The organism is Methyloglobulus morosus KoM1, from assembly GCF_000496735.2.
GTDB classification, from domain to species: Bacteria; Pseudomonadota; Gammaproteobacteria; order Methylococcales; family Methylomonadaceae; genus Methyloglobulus; species Methyloglobulus morosus.
In genome coordinates this window covers 14,163-29,707 of record NZ_AYLO01000135.1, presented here as the reverse complement: position 1 = coordinate 29,707, position 15,545 = coordinate 14,163, and the positions used below count along the sequence as shown (strand labels likewise).

Annotated in this window: 18 protein-coding genes; 13 read left to right on the top strand and 5 right to left on the bottom strand. The window is 46.9% G+C overall.

The features are described 5' to 3' along the window. Window positions 1–232: 232 nt before the first annotated feature. Window positions 233–844 carry a tetratricopeptide repeat protein gene (locus MGMO_RS16615; protein WP_023496232.1) on the bottom strand — a complete coding sequence of 204 codons (612 nt, stop codon included), beginning with the start codon at window positions 842–844 and terminating at the stop codon, window positions 233–235. Window positions 845–965: 121 nt separating this feature from the next. Between MGMO_RS16615 and MGMO_RS16610 the strand changes: the two genes are divergently transcribed. Next, the gene (locus tag MGMO_RS16610; RefSeq protein WP_023496231.1) at window positions 966–1,823 is read left to right on the top strand and encodes a CsgG/HfaB family protein; all 858 of its coding nucleotides are present in this window, start codon (window positions 966–968) and stop codon (window positions 1,821–1,823) included. A gap of 86 nt (window positions 1,824–1,909) precedes the next feature. On the opposite strand, the gene MGMO_RS16605 is transcribed toward MGMO_RS16610, so the two are convergent. Continuing rightward, the gene (locus MGMO_RS16605) at window positions 1,910–3,745 is read right to left on the bottom strand and encodes a hypothetical protein (RefSeq protein WP_023496230.1); all 1,836 of its coding nucleotides are present in this window, start codon (window positions 3,743–3,745) and stop codon (window positions 1,910–1,912) included. Between the two features lie 12 nt (window positions 3,746–3,757). Beyond that, window positions 3,758–4,237, bottom strand: coding sequence for a putative lipoprotein (locus tag MGMO_RS16600; RefSeq protein WP_023496229.1), 480 nt, complete (start codon window positions 4,235–4,237; stop codon window positions 3,758–3,760). Between the two features lie 245 nt (window positions 4,238–4,482). Here MGMO_RS16600 and MGMO_RS16595 point away from each other — a divergent pair, with 245 nt between their 5' ends. From MGMO_RS16595 to MGMO_RS16585, 3 genes are read left to right on the top strand one after another with little or no spacing between them, the layout of a single operon-like run. After that, a complete protein-coding gene (locus MGMO_RS16595) occupies window positions 4,483–5,046 on the top strand; it encodes an SRPBCC family protein (RefSeq protein ID WP_023496228.1) in 564 nt (187 codons plus the stop codon). Between the two features lie 28 nt (window positions 5,047–5,074). Further along, window positions 5,075–6,040, top strand: a complete 966-nt coding sequence (locus tag MGMO_RS16590) for a YVTN family beta-propeller repeat protein (protein WP_023496227.1) — start codon at window positions 5,075–5,077, stop codon at window positions 6,038–6,040. Window positions 6,041–6,061: 21 nt separating this feature from the next. Then, on the top strand, window positions 6,062–6,349 hold the full coding sequence (locus MGMO_RS16585) for a hypothetical protein (protein ID WP_023496226.1): 288 nt from the start codon (window positions 6,062–6,064) through the stop codon (window positions 6,347–6,349). Between the two features lie 104 nt (window positions 6,350–6,453). Here MGMO_RS16585 and MGMO_RS16580 read toward each other — a convergent pair whose 3' ends face one another. Together MGMO_RS16580 and MGMO_RS16575 are read right to left on the bottom strand one after the other, a co-directional pair. Then, window positions 6,454–7,413, bottom strand: a complete 960-nt coding sequence (locus MGMO_RS16580; RefSeq protein WP_023496225.1) for a hypothetical protein — start codon at window positions 7,411–7,413, stop codon at window positions 6,454–6,456. 113 nt (window positions 7,414–7,526) lie between these two features. Beyond that, window positions 7,527–7,772, bottom strand: a complete 246-nt coding sequence (locus MGMO_RS16575) for a sulfurtransferase TusA family protein (RefSeq protein ID WP_023496224.1) — start codon at window positions 7,770–7,772, stop codon at window positions 7,527–7,529. 72 nt (window positions 7,773–7,844) lie between these two features. Here MGMO_RS16575 and cysG point away from each other — a divergent pair, with 72 nt between their 5' ends. The 9 genes from cysG to fabF all read left to right on the top strand — a co-directional run bounded on the left by cysG (window position 7,845) and on the right by fabF (window position 15,537). Further along, window positions 7,845–9,233 (top strand): siroheme synthase CysG, encoded by a 1,389-nt coding sequence (gene cysG, locus MGMO_RS16570; protein ID WP_023496223.1) that lies wholly within the window; start codon window positions 7,845–7,847, stop codon window positions 9,231–9,233. A 113-nt stretch (window positions 9,234–9,346) separates the two neighbouring features. Continuing rightward, window positions 9,347–9,892, top strand: coding sequence for a YceD family protein (locus tag MGMO_RS16565; protein WP_235557315.1), 546 nt, complete (start codon window positions 9,347–9,349; stop codon window positions 9,890–9,892). Beyond that, on the top strand, window positions 9,873–10,055 hold the full coding sequence (gene rpmF, locus MGMO_RS16560) for a 50S ribosomal protein L32 (RefSeq protein WP_023496221.1): 183 nt from the start codon (window positions 9,873–9,875) through the stop codon (window positions 10,053–10,055). Before MGMO_RS16565 ends, rpmF begins: the two co-directional genes overlap by 20 nt. A gap of 97 nt (window positions 10,056–10,152) precedes the next feature. Then, the gene (gene plsX / locus MGMO_RS16555) at window positions 10,153–11,181 is read left to right on the top strand and encodes a phosphate acyltransferase PlsX (protein ID WP_082458413.1); all 1,029 of its coding nucleotides are present in this window, start codon (window positions 10,153–10,155) and stop codon (window positions 11,179–11,181) included. Next, window positions 11,178–12,146, top strand: coding sequence for a beta-ketoacyl-ACP synthase III (locus tag MGMO_RS16550; RefSeq protein ID WP_023496219.1), 969 nt, complete (start codon window positions 11,178–11,180; stop codon window positions 12,144–12,146). Before plsX ends, MGMO_RS16550 begins: the two co-directional genes overlap by 4 nt. Window positions 12,147–12,161: 15 nt before the next feature. Further along, window positions 12,162–13,112, top strand: coding sequence for an ACP S-malonyltransferase (gene fabD / locus MGMO_RS16545; protein ID WP_023496218.1), 951 nt, complete (start codon window positions 12,162–12,164; stop codon window positions 13,110–13,112). After that, the gene (gene fabG / locus MGMO_RS16540) at window positions 13,105–13,833 is read left to right on the top strand and encodes a 3-oxoacyl-ACP reductase FabG (protein ID WP_023496217.1); all 729 of its coding nucleotides are present in this window, start codon (window positions 13,105–13,107) and stop codon (window positions 13,831–13,833) included. The genes fabD and fabG overlap by 8 nt, the downstream gene beginning before the upstream one ends. A 140-nt stretch (window positions 13,834–13,973) precedes the next feature. After that, complete coding sequence (acpP, locus tag MGMO_RS16535) at window positions 13,974–14,204, top strand: acyl carrier protein (protein WP_023496216.1); 231 nt, start codon at window positions 13,974–13,976, stop codon at window positions 14,202–14,204. Between the two features lie 88 nt (window positions 14,205–14,292). Then, entirely contained in the window at window positions 14,293–15,537 is a 1,245-nt protein-coding gene (gene fabF, locus MGMO_RS16530) for a beta-ketoacyl-ACP synthase II (RefSeq protein WP_023496215.1), read from the top strand. Window positions 15,538–15,545 lie beyond the last annotated feature (8 nt).

Below are 15,545 nucleotides of genomic sequence, written 5' to 3'. Positions count from 1 at the left end.
GTAGTTTCCAACACATTGAAATCGGTGACACCTATAAATGGCATTTACTTACTTTTTATCAATCAGTTAAGCTGTACTATTCCGATAATCTCCGGACACCAGTGATTTAGTGATTATAAAAGCCCAGGGCTGAGAGGGTTATTTTCGTGCTGTATCCTTTGCTTACCGAAACATGGTCATTGGCTGATTGTTAAGGGAATTTTTAAACCTGATCCTAGGCAAAAACCAAGGACTAATACCAATACCATTGATTTCCTTGCCAATAGCTGTTGTAACTATAACCCCGATACCAATAGCTATTGAAAGTTGACCGCCAGCGGTTAAGCCATTTCCATTCTGCCTGTTGCGATTGCCGCGCTACCGTTGCTTCTCTAAGCAATTGCGCCGCTTCTTTATCGCCCTTACTAGCACAAATAGTCAGCCATTTTTCGGCCTCGCCGGGGTCTGATCCTAATTCTCCTAGCCCTGTTAGATAAAGCCTCCCCAATGCTTTCTGTGCCTCAAAATGTCCTCTTTCCGCAGCATCACGCATCCATTTGATAGAGAGGTAACTGTCCTGGCGGACACCATCTCCCCGAAATAAGCGTAAGGCAAGGTCATACGCAGCGCGGGGATCATTTTTGGCAAGTTCTTCCAGGGCGGCTATCTTGCCACCAGGATCATTGTCAGGCAGCGCACTTTCTGGGTTGAATGACTCATAATTTTTGGGGCGTTCCACACAACCACTGGGATCGCAGACGGAGATGGTATCTTTTGGTTTGGGTCGTTCGTGTACGCAGGCAACAAGGCACAACAAAAACAGGCTAAGCATCAGTTTTATCAAGGCTAATCTTCTATCTTGCATAAGTTTCTTCTCTCTTTGGGATTATTTGATATATTATCGCCACGATTTACATGGTATCTTAAATTTTCATTAAATTGGTGTGTTTTTTGATAGTAATCTTTTACGAAGGGGGCATTACAAAATGATCGCAAAAAAACTTAAAAAAATCTCAATAATCGGTGCTGCCGCAGTATTCACGGCTTGTGCTCAACCAGGCCTTCAAACGGGCGGAAGCGGCAATTTAGTAAGTGGCTCAGCGGGTGGCGCCACCAGTGTTAATGCCAATAAATCGCTAGAGCGCTGTTCGACTCCATTAGGTACGCTCGCTGTGAGTGATGGTCGCTTTAGCGGCTCCAGTGCCGTCACGACGGTTGATCCTTTAATCCGCCTTGCCGTACAACAATCTAACTGCTTCGTTATTACCTCAATCGGCAATCAGGCGACCAGGGCGATGATTAACGAAATCGTTGGCGAGCAAAGGGAATCCGGCGAATACCGTCCAGGTTCAAGACAAGAAAAAGGCCAGCGCGTTGCGGCAGATTATCTTTTGGATCCGCAAGTTATCGTTCTTAACGAAAATACCGGTGGCAGCGGCGCAAGCCTTGGTGGCGCACTGGTTGGTGCTGGACTTGGCGCGGCAGGATTAGGTGGTCTTGGAGCGATTGCTGGTGCGGTTTCTAATTCTATGGAAACAAGGACCACCGACGTTGCGCTAACTTTGACTGATATTCGCTCCACTGTTCAAGTTGCTATTTCCCAAGGCAGCGCAACAGCAAATAATATGAATTTGTCAGGCGCTGGTGCATTAGGTGGATGGGGTGGGCTGATTGGCGGCGCATTGGGCGGCGGCCTGAGTTCTTACACAAGAACACCAGAAGGCCAAGCGACCGCAGCGGCATTCTTTGATGCCTATAATAACCTTGTGGTATCGGTACGGAATTATAAGGCACAGGATGTTAAAGGCGGCATGGGACGTGGCGGGGCATTGAAAGTTTACTGAAGAAATTCTTTAACATTTTGATTACGCTAATGGTTCTATGGCAGGCTCAGGGCGAACGAAACCAGTCCGTTACAGTTCGCCCTGGGTTAAGGCTCAATTGGATAAGGATAGCTGCCTTTCCTAATATTAAAAAACGCCAGTTCTGGCAAGCTGGCCAGAATTCCCCTGCCACCTTTTTTTATTTCTTTGCCGCCGTCAAAGGGCCAACGCGCTAGGCCAAGGATAGTTTGAATGGTGGATGCTAAGGTATTCGCCACCCCAAACAAGGGTCTAGACAAAATGGCATCATCGGTAAAGAACACAAACCAGCTATCATCAGGATTATGGTTATATAAGCTGGAACTGAAAATATTGGATTCCCTTAAATAGACTAAGCTATTGGCTTCCTGCTCATATAGCTTGCTTAATGCTTGCTTTCTATAGGCTGGAATTTCAGTAATTTTAGTGACGTTATAGCTGTTTTTAACCGAATCAAACGCTTGAAATGGAATAAAATTAGCTTTTGGGTCGAGATAACCACCCAGCATTCGCTTTGATTGTCCCCAAAGTGCTGTATTTATAAGGTCAAAAAGGGTTGTCACACAATTTTTAGTCAATAAGTTATAACCATTGCGCTTGCGATCGTCTTTGTCCGAATGTTCGATTCTTGTTTTTTGGGAATGTAAGGCTTGTTCTAATTGCGTAGTGGACAGATCTGTCAGTAGAAAGCCAGCGGATGGAATGCTTTTGCCAGGTAATGGTTGCTCGCTACGGTACCGCATTTCGCCAGTTTTGTCGCTTTCCAGCCATTGATGATAGCGGTTTGCCGCCATTTCCAATTTAGTGTAGTACGGCTCATAATTGCTTGATCTTTGCGCTAAATCATTAATTGCTTCCTGTAGTCGCTTTAAGTCAACTTGCCTGTGTTTCTGCAAGTATTCCGTATAAAGGCTAAGTTGTTGCTTTCGTATGGGAACGGCTTTTTCATCCACATCGTCCAAAAACACCCAATGTTTGGATTGGATGGTTTGTTCAATAACGATCAAACGCGCCAATGTGATAAATAAAGCAGCGCCCCAGTCAGGCCTATTCGATACCGCTATGGATTGGGCGGAAAGCAATAAGCGTTGCTGAATAGTTTTTACAGCGCTCAACGCTGAATCATTCAGGCTCATGTTTGGGACATCGGCATGAAAACAAGCATTCCCAAGCAAAGGCTGGACTTTTTGCAAGACCTGCAAAGCCAATAAGCCGTTCAGCAAATCCATGTAGTGTTCAGGGAAGGAATAATGAGGGGAAGCCCAATCGCCTTTATCGTCCGGGGAGAGCTTGCCAAGCTTTTTCCTTAGGGAGGTTATTTTTTCAGGCAGAAAATTCTTCCCGTATCGATCTTCAAGCTTCTGCCTTAACTCAGTGATAACTGTTACGCTTGAGCGTGCCGTAGTGCATTCAGCAACGGTTTTTTTTGCGCCTAAGTTAGCGTTATTGGCATAAAACAATCCTGCACTTGGTAATTGCGGCGCCAATTCAGCATTAACCTTAGAATTCATTGCGTTGACCGTCTTCAATTCCAGCAAAGATTGCAACAAGGACAGGCCGTCTTGCAGGGCTTGCAGATGTTTCAGGCGCTGATCCTGGCTTAAAAGCTGTACTTTAAAATGACTGTTGAGTTGGTCATAAGTCGTCTGTGACACGGCAATATCTGCAATATGTAGGGTGCGGTTTTGGCGCAATCGGTAATTGACCCTAAACGCATCGGCATGATGCTTAAACAGGCGAACCATTCCGTCTTCATATTGGTAATGATAAACATCTTCGCCTAACTGGACGGCAACATGGCCCCCGCTCGCATTGCCCTCACTGGCTTCTATGTACAAAAATTGAAAAGTGTTGGCCTGCGCGGTGTTGGTTAACAACAGCAATCCTAGCAATAGGGCTTTCACACTGGATTAGCCTTAATTGTCATACCCTTCTTGGATATCTTCCATCTTGCCTGAATCGCCGTTGGACAATTTTTTCTTATAACTGTCGAGCTGTGTTGTTGAAATTCTGGCTTTCTTTAACCCTTTGCCGATTGCCCTATAGGTTTTTGGATTCGCTTCCCAATCGACTATGCCGTTTTGTGAGGCGACATCGCTGATGCCTTTCATGAAGGCATTTTGGTCGCCGTGGCTGGCATTGGTCCGCATATAGGTCACTGTAAAGTCCTGGACTTCATTTTCATAACGGTTATCGTCGATCTTCTTCTTTTTTTCATCGCTTTTGCTGGACGAAGTGGAAGAGTCGGAAATGCTTTCTGAACTGTTGGCGATTGAGCCCGCACTATCGGAGATTGATCCGGCGCTATCAGAAATGGAGCAGCCACTTAGTGCAAACGCTGCGCTTAGTCCTAATAAAGCCAAATTATATGTTCTTGTGTAGCCTAAACTAGCCATAATTTCTCCAATTCTGCTTGTTACTAAACGATATGGATTCGTGAATCCAGGAATCGGCTGAACATAAGAATCGTTTTTCCGCTTAGCCTTAAGGTGCATCGTACCAGTTTCTTAACGCGGATTGAACCGTTCTTGCCTAACACTTAAGCGTCCAAGGACTACGGTCGGGAAAAACTCCAGCTTGCATCACAACAGTGACATATTATAATCCCTGTGTTTTTTACGATCCTTAGAAGGAAATAATAATGAAAAAATCTTACCTGTCTATCCCGTTGTTAGCATTTTTGTTTGTGACAGTAGCCTATGCGCACGGGCCTGTCCGCCAAAAAGTTGAGGAACAAATCACCATTAATGCACCCGCCCAAAAAGTGTGGGGTATTATCAAGGAATACGGCGATGCGTCGTGGTTGCCCGCAGTCAAAAGCACAGATGCCAAAGGCGGCAACACTGAAGGCTCAATCCGCGTGTTGACCTTGCAAGACGGCGGCACGATTACGGAAGAACTCAAAAAATACGATGAAGGCAAGATGTCGTTTGCTTACAAGATTACCGATATGAGTGCCGCTAAAACGATCAACCACGCCGGCGCGGATGTCAAAGTTCCGGTATTGCCGGTAGATAACTATGCCGCCAGCATTGATTTGGAAGCCAAAGGTGAAACCACAGTAGTTACCTGGAAAGCGGGTTTTTATCGTGCCTACACCAACAACAATCCGCCGCCAGAAATGAATGAAGAAGCCGCAAATACGGCGGTAATCGGCATATTTAAAGCGGGCTTGGAAAATTTGAAGAAGTTGGCTGAGAAATAAAACTAAATCATCCCAGTAAACCAACAAGGTGTTAAGTTTTCATCATTATTGGGCGGCAGTTATTGCCCTGGTAACGGTTAATTGGGTCGCCCCTTTGAGGGCAGCGCCTTTTGCGTACATCAGTAATCAACTGGATGACAGCGTATCGGTTATTGATACGCTGTCAGGCAATGTTGTTGACACCGTTAGTGTGCAAGGCAAACCCGCTGGTGTTGCGGCATCGCCCGACGGCAATAGGGTTTATGTTAGCACCCCGGAAGCTGCCGGTTTTGCGGTAATCGACACCAAACAGCGTAAAGTCATCGCCAAAGTTAAGGTCGGCGAAGGTTCATTAGGCATAACAGTCAGTCCGGACAGCAAGCACGTTTACGTAGCGGACTGGTATAACAACAAAGTTTCTGTTGTGGGTGCGGACAGCTTAAAGGTTACAGGCACGATTGCCGTTGGGCAATCGCCGTCCGGCGTGATTGTTAGCCCTAATAATCGCTGGCTGTATGTCGCTAATCGTTTGGATAACTCCGTCTCCAAGATCGATACCTATAAACAGGCTGTCGTAAAGACAGTGCAAGTCGGCGAACATCCCTTCGGTTTGACGCTAGACACCCGGGGCGACCGCCTTTATGTCGCTAACGTAAAAAGCGACGATATTACCGCCGTTGAAACCGCAACCATGAAAGTGATTGCCACCGTAAAGGTCAATATGCTGCCTTATGCGACCGCATTGGCATTAAACGACAGCCGCCTGTTCGTGACTAACCAGGATGACGGTTCTGTGTCAGTGGTCGATACGGAAACGTTGAAAGAAATCGGCTTGATCCCTGTCGGCGAAAAACCCGAGGGTATCTGCACTCACCCCGAAGACCGTTACGTCTATGTCGCCAATTGGTTCGATAGCAATGTAAGTGTCATTGACGCTAGGAATTTAAAAGTTGTCAACACCATCAAGACAGGCGAAGGCAGCCGGGGCTTTGGGCGGTTTTTTAGCGCACATTAATAACAACAATTAGGTAAGAACATGGCAGAAACAGTAGACGAACTGACCGTCAATTATGAAGACGGCGGCGTTCAAACGGTTAAGGAACTGGACAAAAAAGTCCTCACCAAAGGTGCGTGGGCGACGTTAATCTTCCGTTACCAGGATTGGAACAACGCTAAAGGCGAATACGGCCCGGATAAATACACCATCCGCCGTTACCAAAAACAGAATGGCGAATACCGACAAAAATCCAAGTTCAACATATCCAGTAAGGAGCAAGCCAAGAGTATTATTGAGGCGTTGACGGATTGGGTTGGGTTGGAGTAGTTGGATATTTTTAAAAAATCCCACCGTTTGTAGCGATAATTTGTCTTGTCTCTAAGTTACGACGATCGCACTTCAGCTCATGCTCCTCGTGCGCTAAAGAGGAGTTAAGCTTTAATTGGATTCTTAGAGACAGTTAATCTACAACATTTAAAAAGGGTTGGGCTTAAGTCAATTGCTATAATGGAGCAAAAGTGATTGTCAGCAAAGCACTGTCTGAGTACGTCTGTATGCTTCACTCGTTTGACAGTATTATTGTTTAAATCCCACGATGCTAAAGCGCTTGCTAAGTGATCTGGAATTCTATTGATTTCGTCGTACCACAATTGCTGCTCACCCTTCTCCTTAACCCCTATTAATAGCTTGGTATCTTTACTGTTTAAACCATCACGTTCACATAACGCGTTATGATTCATAGTGAATAAATCTTGTGCAATTCTGTCCCAAGCGTCTACTATTTTATCTTGATCGGAAAACCACCCGATAACTTCAGCTTTAGATTCTTTAGTTAATAGATATGCCAGATAACTCGCCAAAAGCGAGACTATCAAAACATTTCTGTATAAATTTAAATTTGGCGATTTCTTGTTTAGATTTTTTTTTGCAGCATTTAGCTTTATAACTATAGATTCGAAATATTCACTCCCTTCTGGTTGATTTACCATCCAGCATTTAACCATCGAAATCGTATAATCAAATTGTTGCATTATAAATTCTCTACTAGATAAGCCAGCTTGTTCTGTCAACCCTTTTAGGCTTTTAAAGATAAAACTAACGCTAAATATCCTTTTTTCAGAAATGTGACGAATAAAATCTGTGCTTACGGTTCTACAATTCTTTATGTCATTAGGGGCCATCTTCCCTAAATATCCTAAGTATGGTTCAAATTGGAAGTCATACGGTATGATGGAAAACGAAGCTACTTTATTGGGCATGTGTTTATCTTCAAGATAGTAGTCACTTGAGATAACGAATTTAGTGTTTTTATTCAGGTTAAGGTACTTTCTTAAATCGTCTCTAATAGAACAAAGAAGCGTACCATCAAGAATTTTTATGACATTTTCCATTTGACAATTAAGGCGCATTTCATAAGCAAGGGCGGAGGATTAGCCGCGCAACTTGGTTGGGTTTTGATTGGCTGCTTTTGTTTGGGCGCGTCGTAATCCGCCTTACAGCTTTTTCATTTCTTCCTAATAAAAAATACCTGCACATTTGTTTCCCGAGTCAATTCGAGCATTTCATGTCCCGTTTGGTCAACATAAACCCCAATGTCCAAATGGGCGGCGGGATCGGTGGCGATGATTTTTACCACGTCGCCGCTTTGCGCTTCCATTAGGGCTTTTTTCAGGCGCAATAACGGGAGCGGGCACAAAAGGCCGCTGGCATCGACTTCCAGGTCAAATTCGATGAGGGTTATACCTGTCATTGCTATTTATTGTCTCGATTGCGATAGGGATTGCATATAATACCATCCCATCTTAATCGACGAATCAGCCTAGTGGATTACTTTCCCGTTTTTTTTAAGCTTAAAGGACAAGACTGCCTTGTCGTGGGTGGCGGCGACATTGCTGCCCGGAAAATCGAATTGCTGTCGCGTGCTGGGGCGAATATCACCGTGGTTGCAAGGGAAATTGGCGAGGCGGTTGCGACGATGCAAACTTCTTTGGGTTTAACCGTACGGCAAACAAGCTTTACACCAGAAAATTTAGAGCGCTATAAGCTCATTGTGTCGGCAACCGACGATGCCGAAACCAACAGGCTGGTTGCCCATACTGCCCAAGAACAACGCATTCCTGTTAACGTAGTAGATAACCCAGGGCTTAGCAGTTTTATATTTCCCGCCATTGTTGACCGTTCGCCGCTTGTCATAGCGGTATCCTCTGGCGGCGTAGCCCCCGTCTTGGCGCGGTTGCTCAGGGCGAAAATAGAATCTGCCGTTCCGCCGGCTTATGGGCGGTTAGCGGTTTTGGCAGAGAAATTCAGGGATATGGTCAAACAGCGTATCGCCATAACCCCGCAACGGCGAGTGTTTTGGGAGAATGCGTTCCAGGGCAATATTGCCGAACAGGTATTCGCCGGTAACGAGCAAGATGCAGAACTTTTGTTAAAGCAATCGCTGGACGATTTTGATGGCACGGTTAACAACGGTGAAGTTTATTTAATCGGTGCAGGGCCGGGCGCAGCGGATTTGTTGACGTTCCGCGCGTTGCGTTTGTTGCAACAAGCAGATGTCGTGGTCTACGACCACTTGGTGTCTGCCGAGATTATCGACTTGGCGCGGCGTGATGCGGAAAAGATCTACGCCGGGAAACAACGCCAGTGCCATACCTTGTCGCAAGTCTCAATCAATCAATTGCTTGCCGATTTGGCAAAGGCGGGAAAACGGGTGGCGCGCTTAAAAGGCGGCGACCCGTTTATCTTTGGTCGGGGCGGTGAGGAAATGGAGACCCTGATGGCGCAAGGCATTCATTTTCAAGTCGTCCCGGGCATCACTGCCGCTTCCGGTTGCGCCAGTTATGCAGGTATCCCGCTAACACATCGCGATCACGCCCAATCGTGTGTGTTCGTGACCGGACACCTCAAAGACGATTGCGTTAACCTAAACTGGACTCAATTGGCACTGCCTAACCAGACCGTGATTATTTATATGGGCTTGATAGGGCTGGAACAAATCTGCCTGTCGCTCATGGCCCATGGCTGTCCTGGAGATATGCCTATCGCCTTGATACAACAAGGCACAACGGATAACCAAAAAGTCATTACCGGCACATTGGCCACGTTACCTGCGTTGGTGGCTGAGCAAGTTATCAAGGCCCCGACGATTATTATTATTGGCACGGTGGTGAGCCTGCACGACAAACTTAAGTGGTTTAAGGGGGAACATTGATGAACGAATGGGTGATAGCCCTAAAGGCAATCGTTTAATTCATTCTCTAGCGGTACTGTAAATTTGACGTATTTATAGTTTCCCTATATCATTTGTCGGTTATGTTAGCCAAGATGCCAGAATTCATTGACCCCATCTTGCTGGCCGACAGGAATGCCAGTATTGAAGGCGAGTTGCCAGTAAGCAGTTTAGACAGATTGGCTGCCATGTTGTCCAATGATGACGGCAATGTTGCCGTAAAGCTGTTTTTTGGCAAAGTCGGAAAGCTGGCTACGGTTGAAGGGCATATTTCAGCTATTCTGGCGGTTAAATGCCAGCGCTGTTTGGAAGCCGTGGAATGGCCTATCAGCAGCGATATTAAACTGGCCGTAGTTCATTCGTTGGCGCTAGCCAATAAACTGTCAGACGGCTACGAACCTTTGTACTTGGCTGATGAAGAGAAGATTCCGCTAAAAAACATAGTGGAAGATGAATTATTGCTTAGTTTGCCGGACATTCCTAAGCATCAACATGATTGCATAGCGCCGAATAGTCCTAAAAATATGTCGGCGCGTTCGCATAAAGCAGGCGAGGCCCCAATGGAAAGCCCTTTTTCTATATTGGCTGAACTTCAAAACCAAAAAAAACTGGAGACCAAAAATGGCAGTACAAAAAAGTAAAGTATCACGTTCAAGGCGCGACCAGCGCCGTTCGCACGATGCTTTGACCGCAAAAACTTTGGCGCAAGATCCGCTGACAGGCGAAACGCATTTGCGTCACCACGTCACACCTGAAGGTTATTTTAAAGGCCGTCAAATCGTCAATATAGAAAGCGACGATTAATTTCAAATGGTTAGTGTTATTTAATGACAATTAGGATAATGGCAACGATTTTTCTATCGAATTCGCGAGCCTTGTCATTTCGGAGCAATTCAAAAGCGTGGCTTTAACGATCTCGATAGATGCAATGGGTGGTGATTTCGGTCCTGGAATCACTGTGCCTGCATCCCTGGACTGTTTGAGAAACAATCCAGACTTGAAATTGATATTGGTTGGCGACTCAACCATACTCAACCAGCATTTGGGTGAAAATCTTTCCGTATTTAAGGATAGGTTGACCGTCCATCATGCCTCGCAACAGGTGGAAATGCATGAATCCCCCTCCAAGGCATTGAAAAACAAAAAAGACTCGTCGATGCGGGTCGCGATCAACCTTGTCCACGAAGGGCTTGCTGATGCCTGTGTCAGTGCCGGCAATACGGGTGCTTTGATGGCGACCGCCCGGTTTGTGCTAAAAATGATTCCTGGTATAGACCGCCCAGGCATCATCTCCGCGCTTCCTTCTGTTTTTGGACATACGCACGTCTTGGATTTGGGCGCGAATGTCGATTGTACGGCGGAACACCTCTACCAATTTGCCGTCATGGGCAATGAGCTGGTGAAAGCGGTAGAGAATATAGAAAGTCCTAGGGTTGGCCTTTTGAACATTGGCGAAGAGGACGTGAAAGGCAACGAACAAGTAAAGACGGCAGCAAAACTGCTGGAAAACTCATCCTTGAACTACATCGGCTATGTCGAAGGCAATTCGCTTAATGCCGGTAATATTAAAGTTGACCTGATAGTTTGCGATGGTTTTGTGGGCAATGTCGCGCTGAAGTCCATAGAAGGTGCGGCAAAAATGATCAGCACTTTGCTTAAAGAAGACTTTTCTAAAAATATATTTACCAAATTAGCTGGTTTAATTGCCTATCCGGTGCTCAGGTCGTTCAAGGATCGTATTGATCCTCGGTTATATAATGGCGCAAGTTTTTTAGGCCTTAAGGGGTTGGTTATTAAAAGTCATGGTGGTGCGGATGCATTAGCTTTTAAGACAGCTATTGAGATTGCAGAAATTGAAGTAAAACAAGATGTTATAAGAAGAATAAGTGAGCAAGTCGAAAAATCCTTGACCCTGAGCAAGAGCGCATGACGCGTTATTCAAAAATATTGGGTACGGGCGGTTATTTGCCCGAAGAAATTCGCACCAATGACGATATTTCAAAAACAGTAGATACCTCGGACACCTGGATTTACGAGCGCACAGGAATCAAGAGCCGCCGCATAGCGGGCGCAAACGAAACCGCCTCAAGCATGGCAGAAATTGCCGCAAGGCAGGCGATAAGTGCTGCCCAAATCGCTCCAGAAGACATCGACTTAATCATCGTCGCTACAGGAACGCCCGACCGGGTTTATCCTAGTACGGCATGTTTGCTGCAACATCGGTTGGGGATCAAACATTGTGTCGCATTCGACATTCAAGCTGCTTGTTCCGGTGCGATATATGGGCTGAGCATTGCCGACCAATATATCAAAACAGGTGCGGTCAAACATGTCTTGATCGTAGGTTCAGAAATCTGTTCCCGTATAGTGGATTGGACGGATCGCGGTACGTGCATTTTGTTTGGTGATGGGGCAGGGGCGTTATTGCTGGGCTCTTCTGACGAAGCAGGGGTGTTGTCCACACATGTCTATTCCGATGGCGGTTACGAGGACATGCTTTATTGTCCCAATTCACAAGCGGCTACCGAAGCCAATAAACATGAATTGGGTGTTATCAACATGCGAGGCAACGAAGTTTTTAAGATGGCTGTCAATACCTTGGAACGCATCGTTGATGAAACGTTGGAAGCCAATAATATGCAGCAATCAGAGATTGATTGGTTGGTGCCGCACCAAGCCAATATCCGAATTATCGCAGCCACCGCGAAAAAGCTAAAAATGTCTATAGACCAAGTCATCGTCACCCTGCAAGAACAGGGTAATACCTCCTCCGCATCTGTGTTGCTCGCCTTGCACGAAGGCATTAGCGATGGTCGTATCAAACGTGGACAAGTAGTCTTATTGGAAGCATTCGGCGCGGGGTTCACCTGGGGTTCTGCGCTCATCAAGTACTAATCGGCAAAATAAACCATGCGTGGACAACAAAAAAATCTGGCGTTTGTCTTTCCAGGACAAGGCTCGCAATCCGTAGGTATGCTAACCCAATTGGCGGCAAGCTACCCTGAAGTCAAACAAACCTTTGATAAAGCTTCGTTTGTGTTAGGGCGCAATCTTTGGGACTTGGTTGTAAACGGTCCGGAAGAGAAGCTTAACCAAACCCAGAATACCCAGCCAGCCATGCTGGCTGCAGGCGTTGCGGTGTGGGAGGTTTGGTGCAAACACAGTGCCATTCGTCCGGCTTGGATGGCGGGACATAGCTTGGGCGAATATACGGCGCTGGTTTGTTCCGGTGCTTTGTTTTTTGAAGATGCCGTCAAGCTGGTTGAAGCCAGGGCGCGATTTATGCAGGAAGCCGTACCTGCTGGGGTTGGTACGATGGCGGCAATCTTGGGCTTGGATGATGATAAAATAATAACAATTTGCGCCGATGTTGCCGGAACGGAAATCGTTTCGGCGGTCAATTTTAACTCACCCGGCCAAGTTGTCATTGCCGGACATACGGCAGCGGTCGAACGGGCGGTTGCGGCTGCCAAAGAAGCGGGTGCAAAACGCGCGGTCATGTTGCCCGTTAGCGTCCCTTCCCACTGTGCATTGATGCTGTCGGCAGCGGAAAAGCTGGAGGAATGCTTGCGCGACATCGCCTTGGAGACACCCAAAATGCACACAATCCATAATGCGGACGTGGAAATGCACACTGCCCCTGACGTTATACGCCAGGTGCTAAAAGAGCAACTTTATAAGCCAGTCCGTTGGGTAGAGGGTATTGAATTGATGCATAATAAAGGCGTAACTATTTTCATAGAATGCGGCCCAGGTAAAGTGTTGACAGGCCTGGACAAGCGTATCGCCAAGGAAGCCGAGCATCTGGCAATCTATGACCCTGAGACCTTAAATAAAGTATTGGAGCAACTCAATGACTAAACCAGTCGCTTTGGTAACGGGTGCCAGTCGAGGTATCGGCAAGGCGATTGCAGAAAAATTGGCGGTTGATGGTTTTTTTGTGGTCGGTACGGCAACCACAGACAGCGGCGCGGAAGCCATTTCTGCGTATCTGGCAGAAAACGGCAAAGGCTTGAAGCTTAATGTAGCTGATGCCGAGTCCGTTGAAACAGTCATCAAGGCTGTAAACGACAGTTTTGGTGCGCCCACGGTACTCGTCAACAATGCGGGTGTCACCCGCGATAACTTGTTGATGCGTATGAAAGATGATGAATGGGATGACATCATCAACACCAATTTGACATCAGTGTTTCGGATGAGCAAAGCGGTGTTGCGCGGCATGATGAAGGCTAAAACCGGGCGCATCATCAATATATCGTCTGTGGTTGGTGCGACGGGAAATGCCGGACAAGCCAATTATGCCGCAGCCAAAGCAGGCATGATAGGCTTTGCCAAGTCGATGGCGAAGGAAGTGGGTTCGCGCAATATTACCATCAATACCGTTGCGCCGGGCTTTATTGATACCGACATGACCAAGGAGTTGAGTAACGATATTAAGGAATCATTGCTGGCTTCCATCCCCTTGTCACGTTTGGGCGCAGCCAATGAAGTCGCCCATGCCGTGGCGTTTTTGGCTTCGGAAGGGGCCGCTTACATCACGGGTGAAACTCTCCATGTAAATGGCGGCTTATTCATGCCGTAATATTGTGAGTTTTTTGCAATATCAAGTATAATTCCCCCCGCCGTCTGGAATTGTCGGACACGGGATTCCAGTAACTAAATGACGCCACAGTGTAAGCGATTAATTATAAAGAATAAACTGTGTTGATTGAGGATATAATTATGAGTAATGTTGAAGAACGAGTTAAAAAAATTGTTGCAGAGCAATTGGGTGTTAAAGAAGATATCGCTAACGATGCATCTTTCGTTGATGATCTGGGCGCCGATTCTCTGGATACAGTTGAACTCGTCATGGCACTTGAAGAGGAATTTGAATGCGAAATTCCAGACGATGAAGCTGAAAAAATTACCACTGTTCAACAAGCTATTGATTACGTAGCAAAAAACGCCTAAATCGATTTCCAGCGGATGGACGGTCGCCGTTCATCCGCTCGCCTTGCATCCCACTATCTCCCCTTTTATCACATAACGGACTAATACATTGAGCGGTCGTCGAGTTGTCATCACTGGCTTGGGTGCCGTAACGCCTCTTGCCAATACGGTATCGGAAACTTGGGAAGGCATTATCAATGGCCATAGCGGTATCAGCGGCATAGATTCCTTCGATATTTCGCCCTTCGCGACTACCTTTGGCGGTGTGATAAGAAACCTGGACATTACCCAATACATCCCCGGCAAAGATGCCCAGCGCATGGATGGCTTTATCCATTACGGTATTGCCGCAGGTTGCCAAGCCATTGATGATTCGGGGATTGAAGTCACTGAGGCCAATGCCGAACGCATTGGTGTCGCCATAGGCTCAGGTATCGGTGGTATTACGGGTATTGAAGAGTGTTACGCGGTCTACGAAAAAAGTGGGCCACGGCGGATTTCGCCTTTTTTTGTTCCAGGCAATATCATTAACATGATTTCTGGCAACCTCTCGATCAAATACGGGTTGAAAGGCCCTAATTTTGCGATCGTCACGGCTTGCGCCACTGGGACGCATAATATCGGTGATGCAGCAAGGTTGATTAAATACGGCGACGCTGACGTGATGGTGGCCGGTGGTGCGGAACGCTGTACCTCTTCACCGACGGCTATGGGCGGTTTTATCTCTGCAAAAGCCTTGTCGCGCCGCAATGATGCCCCACAGTCAGCTAGCCGGCCTTGGGATAAAGATCGAGACGGTTTCGTGCTAAGTGATGGCGCAGGAGTGGTCGTGCTTGAGGAGTTGGAACACGCCAAGGCTCGAGGCGCAAAAATCTATGCTGAACTCATTGGTTATGGCATGAGCGGCGACGCTTACCACATGACTACGCCATCCCCAGGCGGGGAGGGCGCAGCACGCTGCATGCGCAATGCCTTGCGTGATGCTGGGCTGAATCCTGAAGCCGTGGATTATATTAATGCACACGGCACGTCAACGCCTGCTGGCGATCTCGGCGAGACCCAAGCGATGAAAACCGCATTGGGCGACTACGCTTATAAGGTCGCTATCAGCTCAACCAAGTCCATGATCGGCCACATGCTGGGTGCGGCTGGCGGCATTGAAGCGGTTTTGACGGCATTGAGCATCAAAAACCAGATCGCCCCTGCCACTATCAACTTAGACAACCAAGATCCCGAATGTGACCTGGACTTTATTCCGAACGTAGCGAGGAATATGAAGATTGATGTTGCCATGTCCAACTCGTTTGGATTTGGTGGGACGAACGGCACTTTGATATTCAGGCGTTTTGAATAACGCCTAAA

Bases quoted from the DNA above. Each gene is read 5' to 3' on its own strand.
- MGMO_RS16595 (WP_023496228.1), top strand. From the start codon at position 4,483: ATGAAAAAATCTTACCTGTCTATCCCGTTGTTAGCATTTTTGTTTGTG.
- MGMO_RS16615 (WP_023496232.1), bottom strand. From the start codon at position 844: ATGCAAGATAGAAGATTAGCCTTGATAAAACTGATGCTTAGCCTGTTT.
- MGMO_RS16600 (WP_023496229.1), bottom strand. From the start codon at position 4,237: ATGGCTAGTTTAGGCTACACAAGAACATATAATTTGGCTTTATTAGGA.
- MGMO_RS16575 (WP_023496224.1), bottom strand. From the start codon at position 7,772: ATGACAGGTATAACCCTCATCGAATTTGACCTGGAAGTCGATGCCAGC.
- acpP (WP_023496216.1), top strand. From the start codon at position 13,974: ATGAGTAATGTTGAAGAACGAGTTAAAAAAATTGTTGCAGAGCAATTG.
- MGMO_RS16610 (WP_023496231.1), top strand. From the start codon at position 966: ATGATCGCAAAAAAACTTAAAAAAATCTCAATAATCGGTGCTGCCGCA.
- fabG (WP_023496217.1), top strand. From the start codon at position 13,105: ATGACTAAACCAGTCGCTTTGGTAACGGGTGCCAGTCGAGGTATCGGC.
- MGMO_RS16550 (WP_023496219.1), top strand. From the start codon at position 11,178: ATGACGCGTTATTCAAAAATATTGGGTACGGGCGGTTATTTGCCCGAA.
- rpmF (WP_023496221.1), top strand. From the start codon at position 9,873: ATGGCAGTACAAAAAAGTAAAGTATCACGTTCAAGGCGCGACCAGCGC.
- MGMO_RS16580 (WP_023496225.1), bottom strand. From the start codon at position 7,413: ATGGAAAATGTCATAAAAATTCTTGATGGTACGCTTCTTTGTTCTATT.
- MGMO_RS16585 (WP_023496226.1), top strand. From the start codon at position 6,062: ATGGCAGAAACAGTAGACGAACTGACCGTCAATTATGAAGACGGCGGC.
- fabD (WP_023496218.1), top strand. From the start codon at position 12,162: ATGCGTGGACAACAAAAAAATCTGGCGTTTGTCTTTCCAGGACAAGGC.
- MGMO_RS16565 (WP_235557315.1), top strand. From the start codon at position 9,347: ATGCCAGAATTCATTGACCCCATCTTGCTGGCCGACAGGAATGCCAGT.